Raw genomic sequence first — 23390 nt, 5'->3', positions numbered from 1 at the left:
CGACCTTTCAGTGCTGCTCTGTCGAGGTCGCGGCAGCCGACCGCAGACCCTTCTTGCTGACCTTGCCGACGCCGGTCTGCGGGAAGGCGTCGACGAACTGGACGAGATCGGGGACCTTGTAGGCGGCGATCCCGCGTTCGCGGACGAAGGTCCTGATCTGGGAGGCCTTCAGCGGCTCGGCGTCCGCGCGCAGGATCACGTAGGCGAGGGTGCGTTCACCGAGGAACTCGTCGGGCACGGCGACCAAGGAGACGTCGTGCACCGACGGGTGGGCGAGGATGACGTTCTCGACCTCCTCCGGCGCGACCTTCTCACCGCCCCGGTTGATCTGGTCCTTGGCCCGCCCCTCCACCACGAGATGGCCGGTCGGGACGCGGCGCACGATGTCGCCGGTGCGGTAGAAGCCGTCCTCGGTGAACGCGGTCCGGTTGTGCTCGTCGGCCCGCCAGTAGCCGCGGATCGTGTACGGGCCGCGGGTGAGCAGATGCCCGAACTCGCCCTCCGGCACTTCCTGGTCGACATCGTCCACGATCCGGATCTCGTCGTCGGGGGAGATCGGCAGGCCCTGGGTGGTGACGACCGTCTCCTCGTCGTCGTCCAGCCGCGTGTAGTTGACCAGTCCCTCCGCCATGCCGAAGACCTGCATCAGCCGGCAGCCGAGCGCGGGCTCCAGCCGACGGGCGGCCTGCTCGCTGTACTTGGCACCGCCGACCAGGATCAGCTCCAGACTGGACAGGCCTTCTCCGGCCTGCGCTGCCGACGTCGTCCACACCAGGGCGAGTGGCGGCACGAGTCCGGTCATGGTGATCCGCTCCCGCTCGATCAGGGGGAACGCGGTCGCGGGATCGGGCCTCGGACACAGGACGACCGTGCCGCCTGCGTAGAGGGTGCCGAGCCACCCCGGTGAGCTCATCGGGAAGTTGTGGGCGGCGGGGAGGACGACGAGGAAGCGGGTGTCCTCGTCGACGCCGCAGATCTCGTTGGAGCCGCGCAAGGAGTAGACGTAGTCGTCGTGGGTGCGGGGGATCAGCTTGGACACCCCGGTCGTACCGCCGGACAGCTGCAGGAAGGCCAGCTCGTGCGGCTCCGGCCCGGCGAACGGCACCGAAGGATCGCACGGCACGTCGGACAGCGCGGTGTGCTCACCGGGCTCACCGACGACGAAGACGTGCTTGAGGCCCGGAGTCTGCTGCTGGACCACCGTGGCCAGGGTGCGGTGGTCGAACCCGGCGAGCAGGTCCGGGATGACGTACGCGACGGCTTCCGAGAAAGAGCAGAAGTGGCTTATCTCGGTTTCCCGGTGGGCCGGAAGGGCGTACACGGGCAGGGCGCCGACGCGGAACAGGGCGAAGACCACTTCGGCGAACTCGCCGATGTTCGGCAGCTGTACGACCACCCGGTCGCCGCGGCCGATCCCGCGCGCCGCGAACCCGGCGGCCAGCCGGTCTGCGGCCTCGTCCAGTTGCCGGTACGTCCAGGTGCGGCGCTCCGGCGCCGGGTCGACCAGGGCGATCCGGTCGGGGTGGTCGGCGGCCCGCTCGCGCAGCATGCCGCCGAAGGTCTCGCCGCGCCAGTGGCCGGCCGCGCGGTAGCGCTCGGCGAACTCGGCCGGCCAGGTGGGCGCGTCGACGCCCGGGGTCAGCGCGTCCACGGCTTCGATGCCTGGGCCGGTTCTGCCGGGGCGGGCGGATGTCGGGTCGACGGTCACGGCGGGGCTCCCACTATGTTCAGGAAGGTACGAAGGCAAGGAATTCGGCGGGCTGCCCGCCGTTGCGGTCAGGCGCGCAGGGTGGCGCCGCCGTCGACGTACAGGTCGTGCAGGGTGATGTGACGGGCACGGTCGGACACCAGGAAGGCGACCGCGTGCGCGATGTCGGTCGGCTCGGCGATCCGGCCCAGCGGTATGCCGGTGCGGTACGACGCCAGGTCGCCGTCGATGACGGCACGCCGGCCCGTCGCCTCGCCCCCGGGAGACCTCTCCCACATCGCGCGCTGCATGTCGGTCAAGGTGGAGCCCGGCGACACGGTGTTGCAGCGCACCCCGTGCGGGGCGACCTCAAGTCCCAGGCACTTGGTGAACATCACGGCGGCGGCCTTGGAGGCGGCGTACGCGGCCATGCCGCTGCGTGGGATGCCGGCGGCGTTGGAGGCGACGGTGACGATGCTGCCCCGGCCACGCTCCGCCATGCGGCGGGCGGCGGCGCGGGACACATGGAAGACGCCGTTGGTGTTGACGGCGAAGACGGCGGCCCAGTCCTCGTCGTCCAGGTCGACCACGGCAGCGCTTCGCAGGATGCCGGCCACGTTGACCACGATGTCCAGCGGACCGAGAGTGCGTTCGGCCTCGGCGACGGCGTTCTCGACCGCCCCGGCGTCGGTGACGTCGAGAGCGTGCGCGGTGACCCGGTGCCCACACCGATCGGCCAGCGCCTTGGCTCCGGCTTCGTCGGTGTCGGTGGCGATCACGCGCGCACCCTGCTCGGCGAGCACCTCGACCACGGCGGCGCCGATGCCCCGGGCCGCCCCGGTGACCAGGGCGAGCCGCCCGGCCAGTTCCAGCTCCGCGCTCACTCGGCCACGGCCTTCCCGGCGGCGTCGTGACGACGGAGGGAAGGTGCGGGGCGGGACGGCGACATGGCCTCTCCGTGGAATTGATCGGCATGACCAAGAGCGCGAGGCTCAAGTTAGGTTAGCCTAACTATAGTTTTCTCCCTCGTAAACCTCCCTGAGGTGCTCAGGCGGGCGCCGGCACATGCCCGGATCCAGTCACCGGGGCCACGACGGTGTCCTCGCCGGGCAGCAGCACCTGCATGTTGTCGAGCAGTGCCGCCGTCACCTCGTCGAGGTCGAGCCGCTTCTCCACCGCCCGTAGACGGGGCAGCCCGGCCCGGGTGGTGGCTCGTGGCGGCGCCAGGAGTTGGCAGCAGTCCTCGTCGGGGAGGACCGAGATGCCGGCAGTGCCGATGGACCGGGCCTCGTCGATGATCTCCTGCTTCTCCCAGCCGATCAGCGGACGCAGCAACGGCAGGGCCGCCGCCTCGTCCACCGCGGCCAGGTTGGCCAGCGTCTGGCTCGCCACCTGCCCGAGGCTGTCGCCGGTGACCAGGGCCTGCGCCTCGGTGCGGACGGCGAGCGCGGAGGCCGCTCGCACCATCAGCCGCCGCTGGGCGACGACCTGCAGCCGTCCCGCACCGGCCACCGCCAGCTGCTTCTGGGCCTTGCCCAGCGCGATGACGTGAAGGTGGCCGGGCGGCTGGTAGAGGTTCAGCTCGCGGGCGAGGGCGTACGCCTTGTAGACCGACGACGGGTTCGTGTACGGAGCCCCGCTGAAGTGCACGAAGTCGCAGGCCAGTCCGCGCCGCATGGCCCGGTGGGCGGCCACGGGGGAGTCGTAGCCGCCCGACAGCAGCACCAGGGCACGCCCGCTGGAACCGACCGGCAGCCCGGATACACCGGGGTGCCGGGCCCAGGAGAGATACGCTCCTTGCGGTCGATCTCCACGGTCAGCACGACGTCCGGCCGGGACAGATCGACGCGCAGGTCGGCGACCTCCTCCAGGACCCGGGCCCCCAGGTACGCCTCCAACCGGGACGATGTCAGCGGGAACTGCTTGTCCCGCCGCTTGACCCGCACAGCGAAACCGCATCCCTGCCGCTGACCGGCCAACGCCTCGACGGACGCCCGTGCGATGTCCTCGACGGTGCTGGGCACCCGCACGGCCGGCTCCACGGAGTTGAAGCCGATCACCCTGCGGGCCCGCTCCACGAGAGCCTCCCGCGGAACCTCGCCGCCCAGCACCGTGACGTTCTGAGCGGTCTTGATCCACGTCGAGCCTCCGATGCCGCGCAGCGCGACCCGAAGGTTGTCGTGCAGTCGCTCGTGGAAACGGTGGCGGTTGCGCCCCTTGAGGAAGACCTCCCCGTGTTTGAGCAACACGCAGGGGCTGCTGAAACCGGACATGCGCGTGCCTCTCAGAAGTCCCAGTCGTCGTCGGCGGTGTCCTCCGCCTTGCCCATGACGTAGGAGGAGCCGGAGCCGGAGAAGAAGTCGTGGTTCTCGTCCGCGCCGGGTGACAGCGCGGCGAGGATCTCCGGGTTGACCTCGGTCTCGTCCGCGCCGAAGCGGGCCGGGTAACCGAGGTTCATCAGTGCCTTGTTGGCGTTGTAGCGGACGAAGACGGCCACGTCGTCCATGAGTCCCAGCGGCTCGTACAGCTCACCCGAGTACTGGAGCTCCAGCTGGTACAGCTCCTCCAGCAGCGTGTGCGTGAAGTCCCGCATCTCGTCCTGCTCGGCTGCCGACCGCCTCTCCAGGCCGCGCTGGTACTTGTAGCCGGAGTAGTAGCCGTGCACCGCCTTGTCGCGCAGGATCAGGCGGATCATGTCGGCGGTGTTGGTGAGCAGGGCGTGGGTGGAGAAATGCAGCGGGAGGTAGAAACCCGCGTACAGCAGCAGCGACGACAGCAGGGTGGAGGCGACCTTCCGCTTCAGCGGGTCGTCGCCGTAGTAGTACTTCAGAACCGTCTTGCAGCGCTGCTGGAGGACGTCGTTGTCCACGGCCCAGCGGTAGGCGTCGTCGATCTCCGGGGTGTTGGAGAGCGTGGAGAACACCGAGGAGTAGCTGCGGGCGTGCACGGCCTGCATGAAGGCGATGTTGGTGTACACCGCCTCCTCGTGCTCGGTGCGCGCATCCTGGATCTGCACGATCTCGCCGACCGTGGCCTGCACGGTGTCGAGCATCGTCAGACCGGTGAACACCCGCATGGTCAGGGTGCGTTCCCCGGCGGTGAGCCGCTGCTGCCAGGCGTTCACGTCGTTGGAGAGCGGAACCTTCTCGGGCAGCCAGAAGTTGGCCGTGAGCCGGTTCCACACCTCCAGGTCCTTGTCGTCGGTGACACGGTTCCAGTTGACCGGGCGCAGGCGCGCGGCCGGGTCGTGGCGGTACGACGGGGGAGTGACCGACAGCTCGGTCAGCGGGGCAGGTGTGGTGGTCATCGTCGGTACGTTCCTCACAGCGTGCAGGACAGGCAGTTCTCGATCTCGGTGCCGGCCAGGGCCTCCTGGCGCAGCCGGATGTAGTAGAGGGTCTTGATGCCCTTGCGCCAGGCCTGGATCTGCGCCCGGTTCAGGTCGCGGGTGGTGGCCGTGTCGCGGAAGAAGAGCGTGCAGCTCAGGCCCTGGTCGACGTGCTGGGTGGCGGCGGCGTAGGTGTCGAGAATCTTCTCGTAGCCGATCTCGTACGCGTCCTGGAAGTACTCCAGGTTGTCGTTGTCCATGTGCGGCGCCGGGTAGTAGACGCGGCCGAGCTTGCCCTCCTTGCGGATCTCCACCTTGGAGGCGATCGGGTGGATGGAGGCGGTGGCGTCGTTGATGTAGCTGATGGAACCGGTGGGCGGGACGGCCTGGAGGTACTGGTTGTAGATGCCGTGTTCCTGGACCGAACGCTGCAGCTCCCGCCAGTCGTCCTGCGTGGGCAGGTGCACCCCGGCCTCGGAGAACAGAGCGCGTACCCGCTCGGTGGCCGGCTCCCACGCCCGCTCGCTGTACTTGTCGAAGTACGAGCCGTCGGCGTACGCCGTGTGCTCGAACCCGTCGAAGGCCGTGCCGCGCTCGATCGCGATCCGGTTCGACGCCTGCAGCGCGTGGAAGGCGACGGCGTAGAAGTACATGTTGGTGAAGTCCACGCCTTCCTCGCTGCCGTAGTGGATGCGCTGCGAGGCGAGATAGCCGTGCAGGTTCATCTGGCCGAGGCCGATGGCGTGGGAGAGGTCGTTGCCGTGCGCCACGGACGGAACGGCGTCGATGTTCGACTGGTCGGAGACCGAGGTCAGCCCGCGCACCGCGGTCTCCACGGTCGCGCCCAGGTCGGGGGAGGCCATCGCGGCGGCGATGTTCAGCGAGCCCAGGTTGCAGGAGATGTCCTTGCCGACGGTCTCGTAGCCGAGCGAAGTGTCGTACGTGCTCGGCGTGTTGACCTGGAGGATCTCCGAGCACAGGTTGGACATGTTGATCCAGCCCGGGATCGGGTTGGCCCGGTTCACGGTGTCCTCGAACAGCAGATACGGGTACCCCGACTCGAACTGCAGCTCCGCGACGGTCTTGAAGAACTCCCGGGCGCTGAGGGTCGTCCTGCGGATACGGGGGTTGGCGACCAGGTCGTCGTAGTGCTCGCTGACCGACAGGTCCGACAGCGGCCTGCCGTACTCACGCTCCACGTTGTACGGCGAGAACAGATGCATGTCCTCGTTGCGCTTGGCGAGTTCGAAGGTGATGTCCGGGACGACGACGCCGAGGGAGAGGGTCTTGATGCGGATCTTCTCGTCCGCGTTCTCCCGCTTGGTGTCCAGGAACCGCATGATGTCGGGGTGGTGGGCGTGCAGGTACACCGCGCCCGCGCCCTGCCGGGCGCCGAGCTGGTTGGCGTAGGAGAACGAGTCCTCCAGGAGCTTCATCACCGGGACGACCCCCGACGACTGGTTCTCGATCTTCTTGATCGGGGCGCCCTGTTCGCGCAGGTTGGTCAGCAGCAGGGCCACTCCGCCGCCGCGCTTGGACAGCTGGAGCGCGGAGTTGATGCCGCGTCCGATGGACTCCAGGTTGTCCTCGACGCGCAGGAGGAAGCAGGAGACCAGCTCGCCACGCTGGGCCTTGCCGGCATTGAGGAAGGTGGGCGTGGCGGGCTGGAAGCGGCCGGTCATCATCTCGTCGACCAGCCGGGAGGCCAACTCCTGGTCGCCGCCACCGAGATACAGGGCGGTGGCGACGACGCGGTCCTCGTAGCGCTCCAGGTAGCGGGAGCCGTCGAAGGTCTTCAGTGTGTACGACGTGTAGTACTTGAACGCGCCGAGGAAGGTGCGGAAGCGGTGTTCGTGCGCGTAGGCCTGCTGGTGCAGCGCCTCGAGGAACTCCCAGTCATAGGCCCGGATCGGGGCGTCTTCGTAGTAGTCGTTCTCGATCAGGTAGTCGATCTTTTCCTTCAGCGACGCGAACATCACGGTGTTGGGGTTGACGTGCTGGAGGAAGTACTGGCGGACGGCCTCGCGGTCCTTGTCGAACTGAACGTTGCCGTCGCAGTCGTACATGTTCAGCATGGCGTTGAGCGCGTGGTAGTCCTTGCGCGTGCCGACCGACTCGCGCTGGGCCGCGGGGACCGTGACCGCCGTGGTGAGGGTGTTCATGCCGCCGGTCGCCCCGTTGCCGTCGATGAGTGTCGTGTCCAAAACCTCTGCAGTCCTTCCCTCACGGCGCGGACGTCGCGGTCCGTGCCCAGCAGTTCGAATCGGTACAGCTCCGGCACGCCGCACTTGGCCGAGATCACCCGGCCGGCCAGGCAGTAGTCGGCGCCGAAGTTGGTGTTGCCGGAGGCGATGACCCCGCGCAGCAGGGCCCGGTTGGCCTCGATGTTCAAGAAGCGCACCACCTGCTTGGGGACCGCGCCCGCGCGCTCGCCGCCGCCGTACGTCGGCACGATCAGCACAAACGGCTCGGTCACCTGCGGCATGCCTTCGCGGTGCGGGTGCAGGGGGATGCGCGTGGCCGGCAGGCCCAGCTTCTCCACGAAGCGCTTGGTGTTCTCCGAGACGCTGGAGAAATACACGAGACCGCTCATCGCTCGCCGCCTCCTCTCGCTCGTTCCCGTCTCCGTCCGAGGACCGGGAGGGGAGGAGCGGCGCGGCGCATACGGCGGAAGACCGGGGCGGCGGAGAAACGTACACCTGACCCGGGTCCGTGCGTCTGCCACGTGGCCCTCCCTCGGGGCCTCGGAGCGCGCACACCGCTCTTCGGCGTGCGCGCCGGTGGCAGGTCTTCGGACTCGCGGGCGCGTCCCGTCGTACGAGGTCGTACGAGACTCCTATTGGCCGTCGCTTCCCAGGCCCTGTTCGTGGGCCCAGTGCGTGTGACGGCGGTCGTTCCCGCTCACCGCTGCGGGGCAGTCCCGGATTCTCACCGGGTTCCCTCTTGCGACGCCGGACACAGGCGTGCCCGGCGAACCACCAGCACCGCCAACACTACATCTAGAATTGACTGCGCGTGCGCATCCCAGATGTTGTGTTGTGAGTAAAACTTAGGCATACCTAAGTTTCGCCGCGGTGCTCACACGGTGAGCAAGCCCTGGGTCCGCCGGGACAGGCGGTGGGTGGTCAGGGAGTCAGTGCCTGATCGACGGTGGGGTAGCAGTCGATGAGGGTGTCGACGCCGACCAACTGAAGCACGCGCAGGACGGCATCTCTTGGGCAGGCGAGGCGGAGCCAGCCGTGCGTGGCGCTCGCCTCGCGGTGGGCGGTGAGGAGAACGTTGATGCCGCTGGAGTCCATGAAGGTCACACCGCCCAGGTCCAGCACGATCCGCGTCGGCACGACACGGTCGTCCTCCGACAGCGCCCTGCTGAAGACTTCCTGCACGGTCTGATCGATCTCGCCCCGTGCCGTCACGACGCGCACGCCGTCGATCAAACGGGTGTCGATGGCCAGCTGATCGGGACGGTCTGCGTTGTCGATGTCGGCCACGTCTCCTCGACTGCGCTCGCGAACCTGCCCCGGGTCGGGGCGGACACGGACGATTCTGCCCCACCGCCCGGGGCGGGATGCAGCAGGTCGGGCACGATGCCAAACCGCATAGTTGCCAGGCATGCACCGTGGTGGGGCGGGTAGTGGCGCTTACGAGAACGGGGAGTGAGGGCGAGGCACGTGGCATCCCATGTCGACGGTGACGGCCGTAGTGGGCCGGGTGAGCCTGTGATGCGTGCCGGGTATGCCCTGGGCGGAGATGACGTCTGCATCGCGGACGCCCGCCACCTTGCCGTCGCGTTCCTCGACCAGGCTCACGCCGACCACCACCTGCCGGTGTCGGTCCGTGCGCGGGACCTCACCCAGCTGGTGGTCAGTGAGTTGATCACCAACGCCTGTAAGTACGCCCCGGGCCCTGTCTTGTTGGAGCTGCGCATCTCCGCTGAATGTGTGGACGTCGTCATGTGGGACAGCGACCCCGCCATCCCGGTGGCCCGAGCCGCCGATCCCAGCAGGATCGGCCAGCACGGCTTGGAGATCGTCAAGGCCGTCGCCGAGGACCTCTTCATCGAGCGAATACCGGTCGGCAAGCGCATCACGGCCCGCATCAGCCTGTCCGACACGTCCAGCGACACCGCTGCCCGCGGGCTGGTGTAACGGTCCAGACGCTCGGTCCGCAGCCGGGGTTGGGGATGGGCCTTTGCTTCTGGTCGTGCAGGGCAGGAGCAGCACAGTCGTGTCCTGGCAGGCGCGGCCGTTTCGCGTATCCGGCCTCGGCTCGCGGGGTAGCGTGGGGCACCGGGGGCGGGCACCACAACCCACCGGGGGTGAGGGAGTGAACGATGCGCACGAGGCTCACGCGTCGGCCTCACCGCCGCTCCCGCCCGCAGGCACGCTGCGGGTGTACCCACTTCCTGACCTCATGGGCTGGCGGGCGATCGGTGAGATCACCCTGGCGACGCGTCCGGCATGGCAGCGGACGATGGATGGGCTGGCCGGGAGCGGCACGGGCGAGTGCCGTCTGGAGCTGTCCGCCGTGACGTTCGCCGACGTAGCCGGTGTCTCGGTCCTGGCGGTGGCAGTCCAAGGGCTTCCTGCCGGACGGCGCGTTGTCCTCGAACGGCCGCCTGCCAGCATGGAGCGGCTGCTGGAGATGTTCTGGCCGGATCTGCCGGCGATCGAGGTGGTGGCGCGATGAACGGTTCTGCTGCCACCGAGCCGTTCGTGCATCCCGCCCTGTTCTACCGGGGTGAGCAGGAGTACGTGGATGGCACGGTCCCCTTCATCCGCGACGGCCGTCAGGCCGGGCGGGCCGAACCTGACCGCCCTCAAGGAGAGCCTGGGCGCGGACGCGGCGTCGGTGCGCTTCCTCGACATGACCGAGGCGGGCCGCAACCCCGGCCGGATCATCCCGACCGTGCTGCGGTCCTTCGCCGACGCTCATCCCACGACTCGGGTGCGGATCATCGGCGAGCCGATCTGGCCGGACCGCAGCAGCCTGGAGTACCCGGCCTGCGACCAGCAGGAGGCGTTGAACAACCCGGCCTTCCAGGCCAGGGAGGTGACCATCCTGTGCCCGTACGACGCCGACCGCCTGGACGAGCGCGTACTGATCGACGCCTACGCCACGCACCCCGTGGTCGTCGTCTCCGGCGGGCACCGGCTGCCCAGCCCCTCCTACGCGCGCGGTCAGATCGTGGACCGCTAAAACCAGCCACTGGCACCGGCCCCCACATCGGCCGAGTCGCGGGTTTTCGGCATCGAGGGGCTGGCCACCGTCCGATGTGCCGCGGTCGAGCAGGCAACCCGGCTCGGACTGTCCGGCGTCCGTTGGAGGACTTCACCCTGGCGGTGTCCGAGCTGACCACCAACAGTGTGGTGCACGGCGGCGGTTCGGGCAGCCTGCGGGTGTGGGCCGAGGATACGCAGCTGGTGTGCGAAGTCAGCGACCGTGGACAGCTCACCGATCCGCTCGCCGGGCGCCACCTGCCCGCCCGAGCCGACGAGAAGGCCGCCATGTTCGGTACCTGGCCGCGTGATCCCCCGCAAGATGCCGAGCGCCGCAAGCGCCTATACGGGCACGACTTCGATCACGAAAACGGGTCCCGATCAGGTCGGCCGACGATCGGCGTGCCTCCGGCCCCTGCTCGCCGGGGACGGACAACTTCCCGCGGCGTGAAACCCATCGCGATGCGAATTTCACTCCTCCAGCGCCCCTGCGGGCCCCGAGGGGGCTTTCCCCCTTTGTGGCCCGGGGGGTTGCTCCATGTCCCAGCGGGGCAGCCGACGTGCATGATCCATCCATGACTTCACGGCGAACGAAAATCCGGATTCTGGCTGGTGCGGCGGTTCTCGGCAGTGTGTCCGCCTCGCTCGCTCCGGTCTCGGCCGCGACCGGCTCCCACCGCGGGCCGGCGCAAGGCGGGGCCGTCGTCTCCGTTGAGCAATTGGCGGACCTCACCGCGGAGGAAGTGGCCGGGGAACTCCGGGGAAAGATCGACTCGTACCAGGTCCGCTACGGCGTGACCGCCTTTCGGGTCACCTACCGCACCACCGACAGCGCGGGCGCCCTCACGACCGCGAGCCAGCTCGTCGTCCTGCCCAAGAACGGGGCGCGCCACCTGTCCACCGTCTCCTGGCTGCACGGCACCACCGTCTACCGCAAGGACGTCGCCTCGGAGAATCCGAAGTCGAACGACCGGCTGGTCGCCCTGCTGTTCGCCTCGACCGGGCGGGCCGTTTCGGCGCCCGACTAGGTGGGCCTCGGCTCGGGCGAAGGCTTCCACCCCTACGGTGACCCTCGGGCCACCGTCGCGGCCTCGGTGGACGGCCTGCGCGCGGCCCGCACCTTCGCCCACCGCAACGGCCGGGAGCTGAAGCGGAAGGTTCAGGTCAGCGGGTTCTCGCAGGGCGGCCCCGCGACCATGCTGGTTGGCCGGGCGCTTCAGCAGGAGGATGCCGACCGCTACTTCAGGCTGGGGGCGCTCGCCCCGGTCAGCGGCCCCTACAACCTCTCGGCCTTCGAGGCCGCCGCAGCCGACGACAAGATCGCCAAATCCGGCATCTACCTCGCCTACTTCGTCACCGCCTGGAACAGGATGTACGGCCTCTACGCGTCACCCGGCGACGCCTTCCGCTCCCCCTACGACAGCAAAGTGGAGGGTCTCTTCGACGGCCATCACACCGCCGGGCAGATCTTCAGCGAACTTCCGGCGGCCTCCAAGGACCTGTTCACCGAAGACTTCCTGAACAAGATCCGCAAGCCCGACGGAGTCCTGAAGGACAAGCTGCGCCCGATGGACAACACATGTGACTGGCGGCCGAACGTACCGGTGGAGATCTTCCACGGCCGGGGCGACAAGGACGTCGACTTCAGTCACGCGGATTACTGCGCGGACCAGTTGACGAGGAACGATGCCACAAGCCGGCAGACCGATGTCGGCGCCTACGACCACAACGAATCGGTGCGGCAAGCCCTGCCCCGGATCGTCAGGTTCTTCGACGAGTCGGCGAAGGCAGACCGAAGCACGCCATCCATGCCACGCCAATAGACGACGATGGTGTGCTCGGTCAGGCCGTCTTCCGGTGAGGTGGAACGGCCCCCCTGGCTCGTCTTCGATCCGCACTCGTCGTGGTGGCCGCGTTGGCCCTGCTGACCGGGCCGACCGTCGCAGGAACCGTCACTGCAGCCCGGCTCCGCAAGGGAGCCGGGCTGCGCCAAGCTCGCCGCCTACGGCGGTGGACGAGCGGACATCCGCAACGTGTGCAGGCGCACGATCCATGCCACAGTCGAGACCGATGGGTATGACCCGAATTGCATTCGCATCCGCCCGGGTGGCGTCGGGAGGGTTGTTCCGGAGGCGGACGACGTCCCGTATTACGCCTACGAGTGCTGATCTGGGAAGTCCGGGCCAGAGGCGGAGTTCCGGCGCCTTGCCGTGGCCGTCCGGGCTCGCCGACGAGCGGCGACTGGGCGCCGCTGTCACTCAGCCGTATGCCCGAGGCAGGCGGCGCGCGCTTCGTAGCCGCCACATCGTCCGCATGCACGTCCTCGGACCACCCCGTAGCGTGGACTACGTGCGTTCCGCCAACACCGCCTCGGCGTCGCCCGGCAGGCCCCGTGGCTGTCGGTAGGGAACGGGATCTCGTGGCAGAGCGCGGCTTCCGCATCGGGGCGCCGGCCGCCAGGGCGTCCTGGTCCTTCCGGCAACGCGGGCCGGTGTCGGCCGGCGCCGCATCACGGCACACCCGTAGCGGCGCACCCGCAGCGGACTTGATGCCCTCAACCCCGCGAAGTTCGCGATGGCACCGAGCCGATCTCGTTCCAGGTGGCGAAAGCAGGTGGTGTACGTGAATCGGACGGCGTCGTCGTGTACCGCCGGGGGCGCCGAGGCGGTGGTCGTACGGGAGGGTGTCGCGCACCCGCATGCCTATGCGGGCGTCGATGACCGGGAAACGCGCAGCCTGGAGGTTCTCCACGAGCTGGTGCCTTCCCGGGACCCGGATGGCCCGCGCCGTGCGGCAGGTGTCGGCGTACGCGGAAGCGTTGTCCGGGAGGCGGGGCAAGGGAACGCCGATCTGACGACAGGGCGCGCCATCACCTCGAAGACGGCCTCCGACATGGCCTCCAGCCCCAAGCAATTCACCGTAGACGCGGTCCTGTTGCTGGCCAGCCGGCACCAACTCGCGCGGAACGCCCCCCTGTCCGACCACCTCGACAAACCTCCGCCCTGGGCGCGGGACGTCACGCTGGGCGACCTGATGCGCCATACGTGCGGCCTTCTCGACGACCAGGATCTTCTGGAGGCCGAGGGCATCGAGCTGTGGGCGGCAAACCAACTGCTGGACATCCGGACCCAGTGATGCGTCAGGGCCGTCCGGCATCTGCCGACTCGCCTCGCCCAAGACGCTTCGGAAGATCTATCCTGCCCGTGCTCATCCTCATAGCGTTCTTGATCGTGGCGGCGGTGGCCGTTGGCTCGTGGCTGCAGTTCACCGAGCGGCAGGCGGTCGACACGGTGCACACCGTCGGATCCTCGGCCGTCGACCGGGTGGATGTGGAGGCCGTCGTCCAAAGCGTCGACGCCGCGGGCAGAGAGCTGGTGCTGCGGGTCTGGGTGACCCCGCGCGGGACCCTCGGTGAGGCCGACGGTGCGGCCCCGGTGGCCGATCTCAGCCTCCAGACCTCGGGGGCGACCGTCAGCGACCTGGAGTTCGGGGCGCATGAGCGGCTCGCGACGAGAGACGTGCAGGTTGTGCTCACGGGCGGATCGATCAGTGACTACCCGTTCGACACCTACGAGACCGACATCGCGTTCCGGGCGCAGCTGGACGGCAAGCAGGTGCCGGTACGGATGCTGTTCTCCAACGCCGACACGCTCTTCTCGATTTCCGCGGAACCCGCGCCCTCCCGGCAGGAGGCCGTGCTGGCGCTGGAGCTGGCGCGATCGGGCAGCCTGCTCGTCTTCGCGGTCTTCATGATGGTGGTCATGTGGGCGCTGGCGGCGGCCGTGCTCATCGGGGCCTGGTATCTGACGACCAGCAGCGAGGGCGTGGTCTGGCCCGGCTTCGCCTGGATGGCCGCCACCCTGTTCGCCCTCGCCGCGTTCCGCAACACCGCCCCCGGCACACCCCCGATCGGCTGCGTGCTGGACTGGTTCGCCTTCCTGTGGGCCGAGACCATCATCGCCCTCTGCCTGATCACCGTGGTCATCACCGGCGTCAACAAGGCCCTCCGCAAGGACACGCCGCCCAGGTAGTGGCTCCGGCGCACTCGCCCACGGTCAGGCGCAAATAGCGGCATGGCAGGGGTCTGAGGCGGGTCTACGGGGTTCTCCTTCGGGGCCCGCTCCTGACGACTCCACGACTGTGCGGACCCACCGGCGCGCCGCCGGGGTCAGAGAACGCGCCGCCGGGGTCAGAAAAGGGGGAGTCCTGTCCGGGCGAGGCGCGGCCGACGCTGCCGCCACGCACACTGTCGGCTAGGCCCGCAGCTCCTTGAGACGCTCGAGGTCGTCATGGACCGTCTCTCGCTCCTCGGCGGTGAGGTGGACCGCGACGGCCTTGGCGAGGACTGTCGTCGCTGTTCGTTCGTCGCCGAGGCGCCCGGCGACGTCTGCTCGCAGGACCAGGAGGCGAAGCAACTGCACAGGTGTGGGTTGCTCGTCCTCAAGGCGCAGCACCCGGTCGATGGTCTTTGCGGCGCCCGCCGGATCCTCTTTCGAGTCCGCGAGGAGGGCCGCGTGGTGCAGGGCGCGGGCGAAGGTCTCCTTGGGGGCGGGCCGGTGATGCGGGTCCTCGCTCGTCTGCTGCCCGATGCGGATGCAGTTGCCGCCCGGGTCGGTGATGAGGAACTGCCGCACGCCGTACGACATGTCCTTGAGCGGCCCGATGCGCGGCAGGCTGCGGGTCGGGATCCTCCCGTACGCCGCCTTGAGCCCGGCCCGGAAGGCGGCGTGCAGCCCGGCGACGTCATCGGTCTGGACGTAGCACGTGCTGAACGACTCGGCCGGCTCGTACTGCTTCATTCCGAAGAACTGGAGCTCGATGCCGCCGCGCTTCACGGCGGCGTACGGGTTGGGGCTCTTCTGCTGGAAGGTCACTTCGAACCCGAGGGCGGTGTAGAAGTCGAGAACGGGCTGGATGGTCCGGCACGGCAGGATCGGAATGGTCTTCTCATTCATACCGGCACATTAGTCAAAGTTGACTACTAGGTACAGATGATTCCAAGAGTCCATAGGCCGGGCTGTCCTGGCGGTGTACCCAGGTGCCGCCGCGACGGCTTTCCTACGGCCATCGCTCACCCGGTGCCGTCGGCCCTGCGTTGGTCGTTATGAGTAGGCGAGACCATTGGACGCGGAGAACGGAATCAGGGAGAGGATGCAAGGGTGACGGCAAGTATCAGCGACATCGAGAAGGCGGCCGGTGTGCTGCGCGTCGGAGGGCTGGTGGCCCTCCCGACCGAAACCGTCTACGGTCTGGGCGCCAACGCCGAGGACTCCGCCGCTGTCGCGCGCATCTTCCAGGTCAAGGGGCGCCCTCCCTCGCACCCGCTGATCGTTCACATCGGCGGCGCGGAGCACTTGGGCGATTGGGTGGAGGACGTGCCCGCGGCGGCGCGGCTGTTGGCCGAACACTTCTGGCCGGGGCCACTCACGCTGGTCCTGCGGCGCGGTGGCCGGGTGCCCCTCGAGGCGACTGGCGGCCTGGAGACGGTGGCCGTGCGGGTGCCCGACCATCCCGTCGCACTCGCGCTGCTGGCGTCCTTCGGCGGCGGTGTCGCGGCCCCGTCCGCCAATCGCTTCGGCTCAGTGAGCCCCACGACGGCGGACCACGTCCGTGCGGAGCTCGGTGATGCCGTCGACTTCGTCCTGGACGGCGGTTCCTGCGAGGTCGGCGTCGAGTCGACCATCGTCGACGCCATGGGCGATATCCCGAGCATCCTTCGGCCCGGCGGGGTGACGCGCGAGGACCTCGAAGCGGTGCTGGGGCGCCCAGTTGCGGTCAATTCGAACAGTCACGTTCGGGTGCCGGGCCAGCATCCGTCACACTACGCGCCGCGTGCGAGGGTCATCCTCGTCGAGCCCGAGAAGGTCGTCGCCGAAGCCGAGCTCGCGCAAGAGCGGGGGCATCAGGTGGGCGTTTTTCTTCCCCCCTCCTTGGCCAACAGCGCGCTGAAGGTGCACGCCGTCGTGGCGGTCCCCGGTTCGATGGCGGCCTACGCGCGCGGCCTGTACGGGTTCCTGCGTGAGCTCGACCAGCAGGGGTGCGACCTCATCGTCGCGTCCTTGCCGACGGAGAACGGTCTGGGAGTGGCGATCGCCAACCGGCTCCGCCGCGCCGCAGGGCCCCGGCCCTCCGCGGCACCACCGACAACCTCACCTCGGCCTACGAGCGGGTGACCGAACACCAGATCGGGGACGACCCGGCTGCTGCGCGCACCTCGCTCACGCCCACCCTCCAGCAGTGGATCAGCAAATCCGCAGCCTCCTTGGCAACGACCACGCAGTAGCTGGCGGTCGTCTGACACTTCAGTCAGGCGGGGGGTCGCGGGTCAGAGACGATGGTTCGGCGGTGAAGGCGAGCAGGGCCGTGTCGTCGTCGACCCGGTCGGGGGTGTTCAGCAGCTCCAGGGCTCGTTCGGTGATCTGCTGGGGGTCGGTGCGGGCGGCGGTGGGCAGGGTGCCGCAGGTCTGGCGCAGCGCCTCCAGACAGCCGTCCAGGGACAGCGCCCGGTTTTCCACCAGGCCGTCGGTGTACATCAGCAGGCTGGTGCCGGGCGGGAACGCCACCTCGCGGTCGACCGGGGTGCTGCCCAGTCCCAGCGGCAGCGCCGGCGGCAGCTCCAGATAGGCGGTGTCGGTGGCTATCAGCAGAGGCGGCAGGTGTCCGCTCGCGGCGTAGCGCAGGCGATGGAGGTGCGGGTCGTAGACCGCGTACAGGCAAGTGGCGAAGCGTTCGGCGGCGAGTGACTGCATGTAGGCGTCCAGCCTGGCCAGCACCTGGGCCGGGCCGGCGCCTTCCATCGCGAGGCTGTGCAGGGCGGAGCGGAGTTGGCCCATCACGATGGCGGCGTCCACGTCGTGGCCCATGACGTCGCCGATGGCCAGCCCCACGGCACCGTCGGGCAGTGCGAGCACGTCGTACCAGTCGCCGCCGACCTTGGCGCCCCGGTTGCTGGCTCTGTAGTGGGTGGCCAGGCGTACGCCGGGCACCTCGGGCAGGCTGTGGGGCAGCAGGGCGCGCTGCAAGGTCAGGGCGAGGCGGCGCTCGTTGTGGTACCGGGTGGCGTTGTCGTAGGCCAGGGCCAGGCGGTGGGCGAGGTTCTCCAGATACTTGTGTTCGACCGCGGAGTAGCCGGTGTGCCGGACCAGCACCAGGGCTCCCAGTGTCTGGTCGTGGGCCTGCAGCGGCAGGGCCAGCATGGAGGCGGGCGCCTGGCGCGCGGCGGCTGGGGCCGGGGCGGTGCCCTTGATCGCGTGTGTGGCGGCGGTGGCCAGGGTCTCGCGGGCGAGAAGTGGAGTGCCGGCGATGTATGCCGGTGGCGACTGTGCCGCGGCGGGTCGTGCGGTGGTGAGGTGGACGCTGATCTGGTCGGCGAAGTCGGGCAGCAGGATCTGGCCGACGGTCTGAAGTATCTGGTCCGGGTCGAGAGTGGCGGACAGCCGCAGGCCCGCGTCGGCCAGGGAGGCCAGCACGGCCAACTGGTCGCGGGTCTCGGTCAGGACCTGTTCACGCAGCCGGGACAGTTCCAACCCGGTGCGGACGCGCGCCAGCAGCTGACGGGCGGAGAAGGGTTTGGCCAGGTAGTCGTCGGCGCCGGCCTGCCGGCCCTGCATGGATTCCTCCTCGCCGGCCCGGGCGGTGAGCAGGACGATGGGCAGGCGGGCCGTGCGCGGGTCGCCGCGCAGCGCCCGGACCAGCTCGAAGCCGTCCATGTGGGGCATCATCACGTCGCTGAGCACCAGCTCCACCGGCTGCGCCAGGGCCATCTCCAGGGCGGCCCGGCCGTCGGCGGCGAGCAGCACGTCGTAGTCGGGCTCCAGGAGCTGGGTGAGGTAGGCGCGCATGTCGGCGTTGTCGTCGACGACCAGCAGGCGGGCCGGGCGGGGGCTGTCGGTTTCGTGCGGACCGGGGCCGGGGTCGTGGCGGGGCTCCCGGGTCGCGGGGGCGGGTGGAGTGCCTGCCCCGTGAGTCGCCGCGGCGGGGACGGGGCCCGCCGCCAGCCAGCCCAGCGCCTCGTCCACGTAGGCCGCGGCGCGGCCGGGCCCGCTGCTTCCACCTTCCTTGGGGGTTTCCCCGGGGGGTGCGGCGCCGGCCGCGGGTGTGTTCGGGTGGGGCCGGTGGGCGGCGGCGAACGGGAGGTCCACGGTGACGCTGGTGCCCTGGCCGAGCCGGCTGTCCACGCCGACGGTGCCGCCGTGCGCCTCCACCAGGTCCTTCACCAGCACCAGGCCGAGGCCGCTGCCCTCGTGGGAGCGGGAGCGGGCGCCGCGGACCCGGTAGAAGCGCTCGAACAGGCGCGGCAGCTCGTCCGCGGAGATGCCGGTGCCGGTGTCGGTCACGGTCAGCCGGGCGCGGTCGCCGGCGGGGGCCACCTGCACCCGGGCGCCGCCGGTGAAGGTGAACTTCAGGGCGTTGCTGAGCAGGTTGAGGACGATCTTCTCCCACATCTCCCGGTCCAGGGACACCGGCTTGGACAGCGGCGGGCAGTCCACCTCCAGCGTCAGACCGGCCGCCTCGAAGGCGGAGCGGAACACCCCGGCCAGCTCGGCTGTGGCACCGGCGAGGTCGACCGGCTCGAGGACCGGTCGTATCTGCCCGGCATCGGCCCTGGCGACCTCCAACAGGGTGTTGACCTGCTTCAGCAGGCGCAGGGCGCCGCGCTCGGACAGCTCCAGCTGCTCGCGCCTCTCGGGCCGGTCTTCGTCGGCCAAGGCCTGCTGGAGCGGGCCCAGGAGCAGCGTGAGCGGCGTCCGCAACTCATGGCTGACGTTGGCGAAGAAGGTGGTCTTGGCCCGGTCCAGCTCGGCCAGTGCTTCCGCCCGCCGGCGCTGCTCGTCGTGGGCGAGTGCGGCCGTCAGCGCCCCGGCCACGGCGGCGGCGAGTACCTCCAAGAAGTCCCGGTAGGCCCCGGCCGGCGGGAAGCAGGGGTTGATGCCCACGACCAGGACGCCTCCCACCTGGCCCGCGCAGTCCAGCGGCAGCGCCACCGCCTCCTCGACCGGGAGCCGGGAGGCCGCGGCGTGCTGCCCGGCCGTGTTGCCCGCGGTGAACACGGTGGCCGGCAGCGTGGCAGGAGCACCGTCGGCGACCGCTTGCGCCAGCCGGGCCGCGGCCTCCGGTCCGTCGGCCGCACTCAAGGAGACCGCCTTGGGCATCGTCCGGAGCCCGGTGGCGGCCGCCGGATGCAGCACCCCCGGCTCGGAGGCCAGGTACAGGCAAAGGAACGGGATCTCCTCGGGATAGGAACCCAGCACTTCCGCGACGACGTCGGCGACCTCGCCCGGCGTGAGCAGCCCGGCGGTGCGGGCGCCGGTCTCGCTCAGCAGGCGCAGCCGGCGCTCGCCCAGCACCCGTCCGGTGGTCTCGGTGATGATCTGCAGCACGCCGCCGGCGGTGCCGTCGTCCAGCAGCACGGGCTGGAAGGAGGACTCGAAGTAGCACTGTTCCGGAAAGCCGTGGCGCTCCATGATGAGCGGCTCATCGGAGATCAGCAGGGACTTGCGGGTGTCGGTCACATAGTGGAAGTGGGAGCTCACGGGGTGGGCCCAGACCTCGGGGAACACATCCTTGTAGGGCCTGCCGAGCGCCCAGGGATGCTTGGCGCCGACAATGGGTGAGGAGCCCAGGTTGTACAGCGTGGCGAATTCGGGGCCCCAGTACAGAGCCATCCCGTGCTCAGAGGTGAGCATCAGGCGCAGGGTGTCCACCAGGGGCCCCGGCCAGGACTCGGGCGGCCCGAGCGGCGTCGCCGTCCACTCGATCCCGGCCAGCAGCTCGCCGAAGGCACCGGCCTCGGCGAACATCCGGGCCGCCGCGGTGCTCGGGTCATCGGGCCGGGTCATCGAGAGATCTTCCTCCTGGCGCCTGTGCGATTCGCCCGCGGCCTCACAGCGTGCTGGCCGGCAGCTCCTCACTGCGGGTCTTCGGGCAGACCGGACGCGGGATCCGAAGCTTCTGGCTACACGCCTGCAGGAACTACAAGATTAAAATAGCCTAAAGTGCGATTTGCTCAGAATTGTAAGCTTTCAGCCGTACACCGACGGCGGGAAGGGGGGCGGCAGGCCGCAAAAGGGCAGGTCGTGACCGCCTGGCCGGCTGCTGGTCGTGCTGGTCACCGCCGCGAGCGTCCACGGAGACCGGGATGCTGCGGCTGCCGTCGCGACGGCGTGAACTCCACTGCAGGATCATCGCGCTGTGGGCCGACCGCAGATACGCCACCGCGTCGACTGGGCCCGCACCCGGCTCCCCTCGCGCTCACCATCGCCTAGACGCACAGTTGATGCTCCAGGGTTCGCCGCCTGTCTCGCTGCGTCACCGGCGACGTCACCCCGACATGGCGCGAGCCGCTCCCGTGAGACCAACAGCATCCGCGGGACGAAACAACGAAGCAGACGGCCTCTGACGACGGCGCGGTCTTCGCCCGCGTCGATCCAGACACGCTCGGCTTGCCGGTGGACCGGGCCACTGCATCGCACCGCCCCTGACTACGACGTCCGCTCCAGCGTCCGAGCGGTCGCGCAGGATGAACAACGCCCCTCCCAACTACCCCCTCGCGTGTGCGGACACGGCCTCTGGTGGCGACACGCTCAGCGCGTGCGGCACGACTTGTGGGGCTCCCCGCGAGCGGAGGGACTGCAAGCCGACATGTACCTCGAAGGGGTGAGGCTGCGCGGCTGTCCCGCCGCTGTGCTGCCAGGCCAGTTGGCGTGGTGTGGCGTAGTTCAGCTCATCGCCGCGGAGATTCCGCCGCCGCTGATGTTGCTTGCTTGCTGCAGGGTTGCTTTGTTGCCCGGGCTCCTGGCGATGGCCGTTGCTGGTAGCACAGGGCTGCGCCCCCTCGGTTGTGACCCCGACGAGCAGGCGCGAGGCGCTGAGGCCCGCACCGCAGCCCCGGCACACTGACCGTGTGATGATCCACTTCTCCGACCTTCCGGGCGGTTTCGTGGGCCGTGTGAGTGAGCTGGCCCACGTAGCCGAAAGCCTGGCAAAGCAGCGCCTCGTCACCCTTACGGGCGTGGGCGGCGTAGGCAAGAGCCGTCTCGCCTTCCACGGGGCGGACCGCGTGGGGCTGGACAGCGGCCGAGCAGTGGTCTGGGTCGATCTTTGGCCGCTCCAGAATGACAAGTTGCTGGTACCCAGCGTGGCTCACGCTTTCGGATTCGCCAACCACACGGTTGTCGATACGTTGGACGCCCTCGCCAGGTGGCTCAAGGACCAGCACGTTCTGCTTGTCCTGGATTCCTGCGAGCACCTTTTGAGCGGTTGCCGCGGGCTGGTGGGTCGCCTCCTTGAGGCTGCCCCCAATCTGGCTGTGCTGACGACCAGCAGGGAACCTCTCGGTCTCGCCGGGGAACACGTTGTAGAGGTGCTGCCCCTGCCTGCCACAACCGACGGCGCGAATCTGCTCCGCACACGAGCGGCAGCTCTCGGCGTTCCGTTGCACCGCACCGTAGATCAGGCGACTGTCGAACGCCTGTGCCTTCGCCTGGAAGGCATCCCGCTCGCTATCGAGTTGGCCGCCGGACAATTGGCCAATCAGAGCATCCACGACGTTGATCGACATCTTTACTCTCGCCTGCAACTCGCGGCCGACTGCCCCGACGGCCCGTCAAGGCATCGCACACTGCGGACGACGCTCGGCTGGAGCCACGAACTGTGCGAACCCGCCGAGCGCCTGCTCTGGGCGAGACTGTCGGTCTTCCGCAGCGAGGTTGACCGTGAGGCCGTGCGGCGGGTTTGTGCCCACGGACCGCTCTCCGAGGACCGGCTCGATTCCGCACTCGCGGGGCTGGAGCGCAAGTCGATCCTGCGGCGCCGCGGCGACCGCTACCGGCTCCTCGACACGGTCCGCGAGTACGGCCGCATGTGGTTGGACGAACTAGGGGAAACAGCGGCGCTGTCGTACCGGCACGCCCACTACTTCTTGGACCAGGCGTGCCAAGCCGACGCAGGATGGTGGGGCCCGCACCAGACGGGCTGGTACCGGCGCCTGGAGAACACGCACGCCGACCTGCGTGCCGCACTGGACTACTTTCTGTCGACCAATTCCGGCGCCGCCGTGGAAATGTGCGGACGCCTCGCATTCTTCTGGAGTTGCTGCGGGCACCTGCAGGTAGCCGGTGAGTACCTCGAGGCGGCCCTGGCACGATGCGCCGCTCCCAGGCAAGTCCGGGCCAGGGCCCTGTGGGGGCTGGGGGTGGCCCGGGTACTGAGCGGGGACAGTGGCGCAGCGCGCGTGCTCGCCGACAGCGCAGTCCAGGAGGCAGCATGCATCAATGACGCCGACGGGGTGCTTCGATCTGCCTACTTGCTGAGCCTCATCCATCTTCTGGCCGGTCGGCCTCGAGCCGCTCAGGATGCTGTGGACGTGGCGCTGATGCAGTCGCCGCGAACGCCGCATACCGCGCCGGGCACGGTGCTGTGTCGCATCGCCCGCGTGTTTGCCCTGACCGGTCAGGGACTTCTCGATCGGGCACGCGCCGAAGCGGAAGACCTGCTGACCGAGTGCACCGCGCGAGAAGAGTGGTGGGCTCGCTCCTACAGCGCCTACCAGCTGGCTGCCATCGCCCTGTTCCAAGGCCGCGTCAGGGAGGCCGGTGCGCACGCCAGATCGATGCTGGAGGGCAAGCGCCGCATCGGTGACCGCTTTGGCCTTGCCCTCGGCCTGGACCTGCTGGCAGCAGCGCTCGCCACGGAGGGCGCTGTCGAGCAGGCTGCTGCCGCGGGAGCCACTGCTGAAGTGCTGTGGAGTTCGGTTGGACACCCCAAGCGCGGCACACCGGGGGAAGGCCGGCTGCGGGCCCAGTGCGAGCGCCTGGTTCGTACTGAGCTGGGGGACGAACGCCACGAGGCAGTGATCGCGCACGCCGTGGCACTCGGACCAGAAACGGTGCTCAAGAATCTTCTCGGATGAGTCGGGGATAGCCCTGGGCACCGAGGCGATGGTCGAGGCGAGCTCTACCGACGCCGCTGGCGGACCGACGGAATGCGCCGGTCAGGAGCAAGTGGAAGGTCGACTCCATCGGCCCGGTAGCTCCCCGGCCGTCGGTAGTTACTTCTCCCCGTGGGCCGGGATATGTCGGTGCGGCGGGGCACAGACGCGTGGCGGTTACCCCCCCACCGCACACGCCCGATAAACCGTTTGGGGTAACCCACACAC

At 69.2% G+C, this 23390-nt stretch carries 16 protein-coding genes, 2 pseudogenes and 1 riboswitch; of the genes and pseudogenes, 9 read left to right on the top strand and 9 right to left on the bottom strand.

Annotated features, from left to right (window positions below; genetic code table 11):
* Positions 1-7 precede the first annotated feature (7 nt).
* From ACWGDB_RS07400 to ACWGDB_RS07370, 7 genes and pseudogenes are all read right to left on the bottom strand, one after another.
* Positions 8-1651, bottom strand: coding sequence for a (2,3-dihydroxybenzoyl)adenylate synthase (locus tag ACWGDB_RS07400; RefSeq protein WP_453821644.1), 1644 nt, complete (start codon positions 1649-1651; stop codon positions 8-10).
* Positions 1652-1776: 125 nt separating this feature from the next.
* The gene (locus tag ACWGDB_RS07395; protein ID WP_453821528.1) at positions 1777-2571 is read right to left on the bottom strand and encodes a 2,3-dihydro-2,3-dihydroxybenzoate dehydrogenase; all 795 of its coding nucleotides are present in this window, start codon (positions 2569-2571) and stop codon (positions 1777-1779) included.
* A gap of 163 nt (positions 2572-2734) precedes the next feature.
* A pseudogene (gene thiI / locus ACWGDB_RS07390) lies at positions 2735-3960 on the bottom strand (tRNA uracil 4-sulfurtransferase ThiI).
* 11 nt (positions 3961-3971) lie between these two features.
* Positions 3972-4994, bottom strand: a complete 1023-nt coding sequence (gene nrdF / locus ACWGDB_RS07385) for a class 1b ribonucleoside-diphosphate reductase subunit beta (RefSeq protein ID WP_453821527.1) — start codon at positions 4992-4994, stop codon at positions 3972-3974.
* 14 nt (positions 4995-5008) lie between these two features.
* Positions 5009-7219, bottom strand: a complete 2211-nt coding sequence (gene nrdE / locus ACWGDB_RS07380) for a class 1b ribonucleoside-diphosphate reductase subunit alpha (RefSeq protein ID WP_453821526.1) — start codon at positions 7217-7219, stop codon at positions 5009-5011.
* On the bottom strand, positions 7174-7608 hold the full coding sequence (gene nrdI, locus ACWGDB_RS07375; protein WP_453821525.1) for a class Ib ribonucleoside-diphosphate reductase assembly flavoprotein NrdI: 435 nt from the start codon (positions 7606-7608) through the stop codon (positions 7174-7176). The genes nrdE and nrdI overlap by 46 nt, the downstream gene beginning before the upstream one ends.
* 172 nt (positions 7609-7780) lie before the next feature.
* A riboswitch (cobalamin riboswitch) is annotated at positions 7781-8010 on the bottom strand.
* Positions 8011-8140: 130 nt separating this feature from the next.
* A complete protein-coding gene (locus ACWGDB_RS07370) occupies positions 8141-8506 on the bottom strand; it encodes an STAS domain-containing protein (protein WP_453821524.1) in 366 nt (121 codons plus the stop codon).
* Between the two features lie 231 nt (positions 8507-8737).
* On the opposite strand from ACWGDB_RS07370, the gene ACWGDB_RS07365 reads away from it, so the two are divergent.
* The 7 genes and pseudogenes from ACWGDB_RS07365 to ACWGDB_RS07335 all read left to right on the top strand — a co-directional run bounded on the left by ACWGDB_RS07365 (position 8738) and on the right by ACWGDB_RS07335 (position 14265).
* Positions 8738-9163 (top strand): ATP-binding protein, encoded by a 426-nt coding sequence (locus tag ACWGDB_RS07365; protein ID WP_453821523.1) that lies wholly within the window; start codon positions 8738-8740, stop codon positions 9161-9163.
* A 178-nt stretch (positions 9164-9341) separates the two neighbouring features.
* The gene (locus ACWGDB_RS07360) at positions 9342-9704 is read left to right on the top strand and encodes an STAS domain-containing protein (RefSeq protein WP_453821522.1); all 363 of its coding nucleotides are present in this window, start codon (positions 9342-9344) and stop codon (positions 9702-9704) included.
* Positions 9701-10504, top strand: a pseudogene (locus ACWGDB_RS07355) (anti-sigma factor RsbA family regulatory protein); the annotation flags it as partial. The gene ACWGDB_RS07360 and the pseudogene ACWGDB_RS07355, both read left to right, overlap by 4 nt.
* A gap of 305 nt (positions 10505-10809) precedes the next feature.
* On the top strand, positions 10810-11262 hold the full coding sequence (locus ACWGDB_RS07350) for a hypothetical protein (protein WP_453821521.1): 453 nt from the start codon (positions 10810-10812) through the stop codon (positions 11260-11262).
* Positions 11263-12057 carry a hypothetical protein gene (locus ACWGDB_RS07345; RefSeq protein ID WP_453821520.1) on the top strand — a complete coding sequence of 265 codons (795 nt, stop codon included), beginning with the start codon at positions 11263-11265 and terminating at the stop codon, positions 12055-12057.
* A 799-nt stretch (positions 12058-12856) separates the two neighbouring features.
* Positions 12857-13369 carry a serine hydrolase domain-containing protein gene (locus ACWGDB_RS07340; protein ID WP_453821519.1) on the top strand — a complete coding sequence of 171 codons (513 nt, stop codon included), beginning with the start codon at positions 12857-12859 and terminating at the stop codon, positions 13367-13369.
* Positions 13370-13431: 62 nt separating this feature from the next.
* On the top strand, positions 13432-14265 hold the full coding sequence (locus tag ACWGDB_RS07335) for a DUF4436 family protein (RefSeq protein ID WP_453821643.1): 834 nt from the start codon (positions 13432-13434) through the stop codon (positions 14263-14265).
* Positions 14266-14487: 222 nt separating this feature from the next.
* Here ACWGDB_RS07335 and ACWGDB_RS07330 read toward each other — a convergent pair whose 3' ends face one another.
* Entirely contained in the window at positions 14488-15189 is a 702-nt protein-coding gene (locus tag ACWGDB_RS07330; RefSeq protein ID WP_453821518.1) for a bleomycin resistance protein, read from the bottom strand.
* 204 nt (positions 15190-15393) lie between these two features.
* Between ACWGDB_RS07330 and ACWGDB_RS07325 the strand changes: the two genes are divergently transcribed.
* Positions 15394-16407, top strand: a complete 1014-nt coding sequence (locus ACWGDB_RS07325) for an L-threonylcarbamoyladenylate synthase (RefSeq protein ID WP_453821517.1) — start codon at positions 15394-15396, stop codon at positions 16405-16407.
* Between the two features lie 129 nt (positions 16408-16536).
* On the opposite strand, the gene ACWGDB_RS07320 is transcribed toward ACWGDB_RS07325, so the two are convergent.
* The gene (locus ACWGDB_RS07320; RefSeq protein ID WP_453821516.1) at positions 16537-20073 is read right to left on the bottom strand and encodes a SpoIIE family protein phosphatase; all 3537 of its coding nucleotides are present in this window, start codon (positions 20071-20073) and stop codon (positions 16537-16539) included.
* Between the two features lie 1064 nt (positions 20074-21137).
* Here ACWGDB_RS07320 and ACWGDB_RS07315 point away from each other — a divergent pair.
* On the top strand, positions 21138-23144 hold the full coding sequence (locus ACWGDB_RS07315; protein WP_453821515.1) for an ATP-binding protein: 2007 nt from the start codon (positions 21138-21140) through the stop codon (positions 23142-23144).
* The last annotated feature ends 246 nt before the right edge of the window (positions 23145-23390 follow it).

The sequence above is a fragment of the Streptomyces sp. NPDC055013 genome, from assembly GCF_053608645.1.
The sequence above is the reverse complement of the archived record's forward strand: the minus strand, read 5'-3'. Positions and strand labels throughout refer to the sequence as shown.

What these genes read in the sequence shown, in the direction of transcription:
- nrdF (WP_453821527.1), bottom strand. Translation starts at nt 4,994, where the DNA reads ATGACCACCACACCTGCCCCGCTGACCGAGCTGTCGGTCACTCCCCCG.
- nrdI (WP_453821525.1), bottom strand. Translation starts at nt 7,608, where the DNA reads ATGAGCGGTCTCGTGTATTTCTCCAGCGTCTCGGAGAACACCAAGCGC.
- ACWGDB_RS07365 (WP_453821523.1), top strand. Translation starts at nt 8,738, where the DNA reads ATGCGTGCCGGGTATGCCCTGGGCGGAGATGACGTCTGCATCGCGGAC.
- ACWGDB_RS07350 (WP_453821521.1), top strand. Translation starts at nt 10,810, where the DNA reads ATGACTTCACGGCGAACGAAAATCCGGATTCTGGCTGGTGCGGCGGTT.
- ACWGDB_RS07330 (WP_453821518.1), bottom strand. Translation starts at nt 15,189, where the DNA reads ATGAATGAGAAGACCATTCCGATCCTGCCGTGCCGGACCATCCAGCCC.
- ACWGDB_RS07320 (WP_453821516.1), bottom strand. Translation starts at nt 20,073, where the DNA reads ATGACCCGGCCCGATGACCCGAGCACCGCGGCGGCCCGGATGTTCGCC.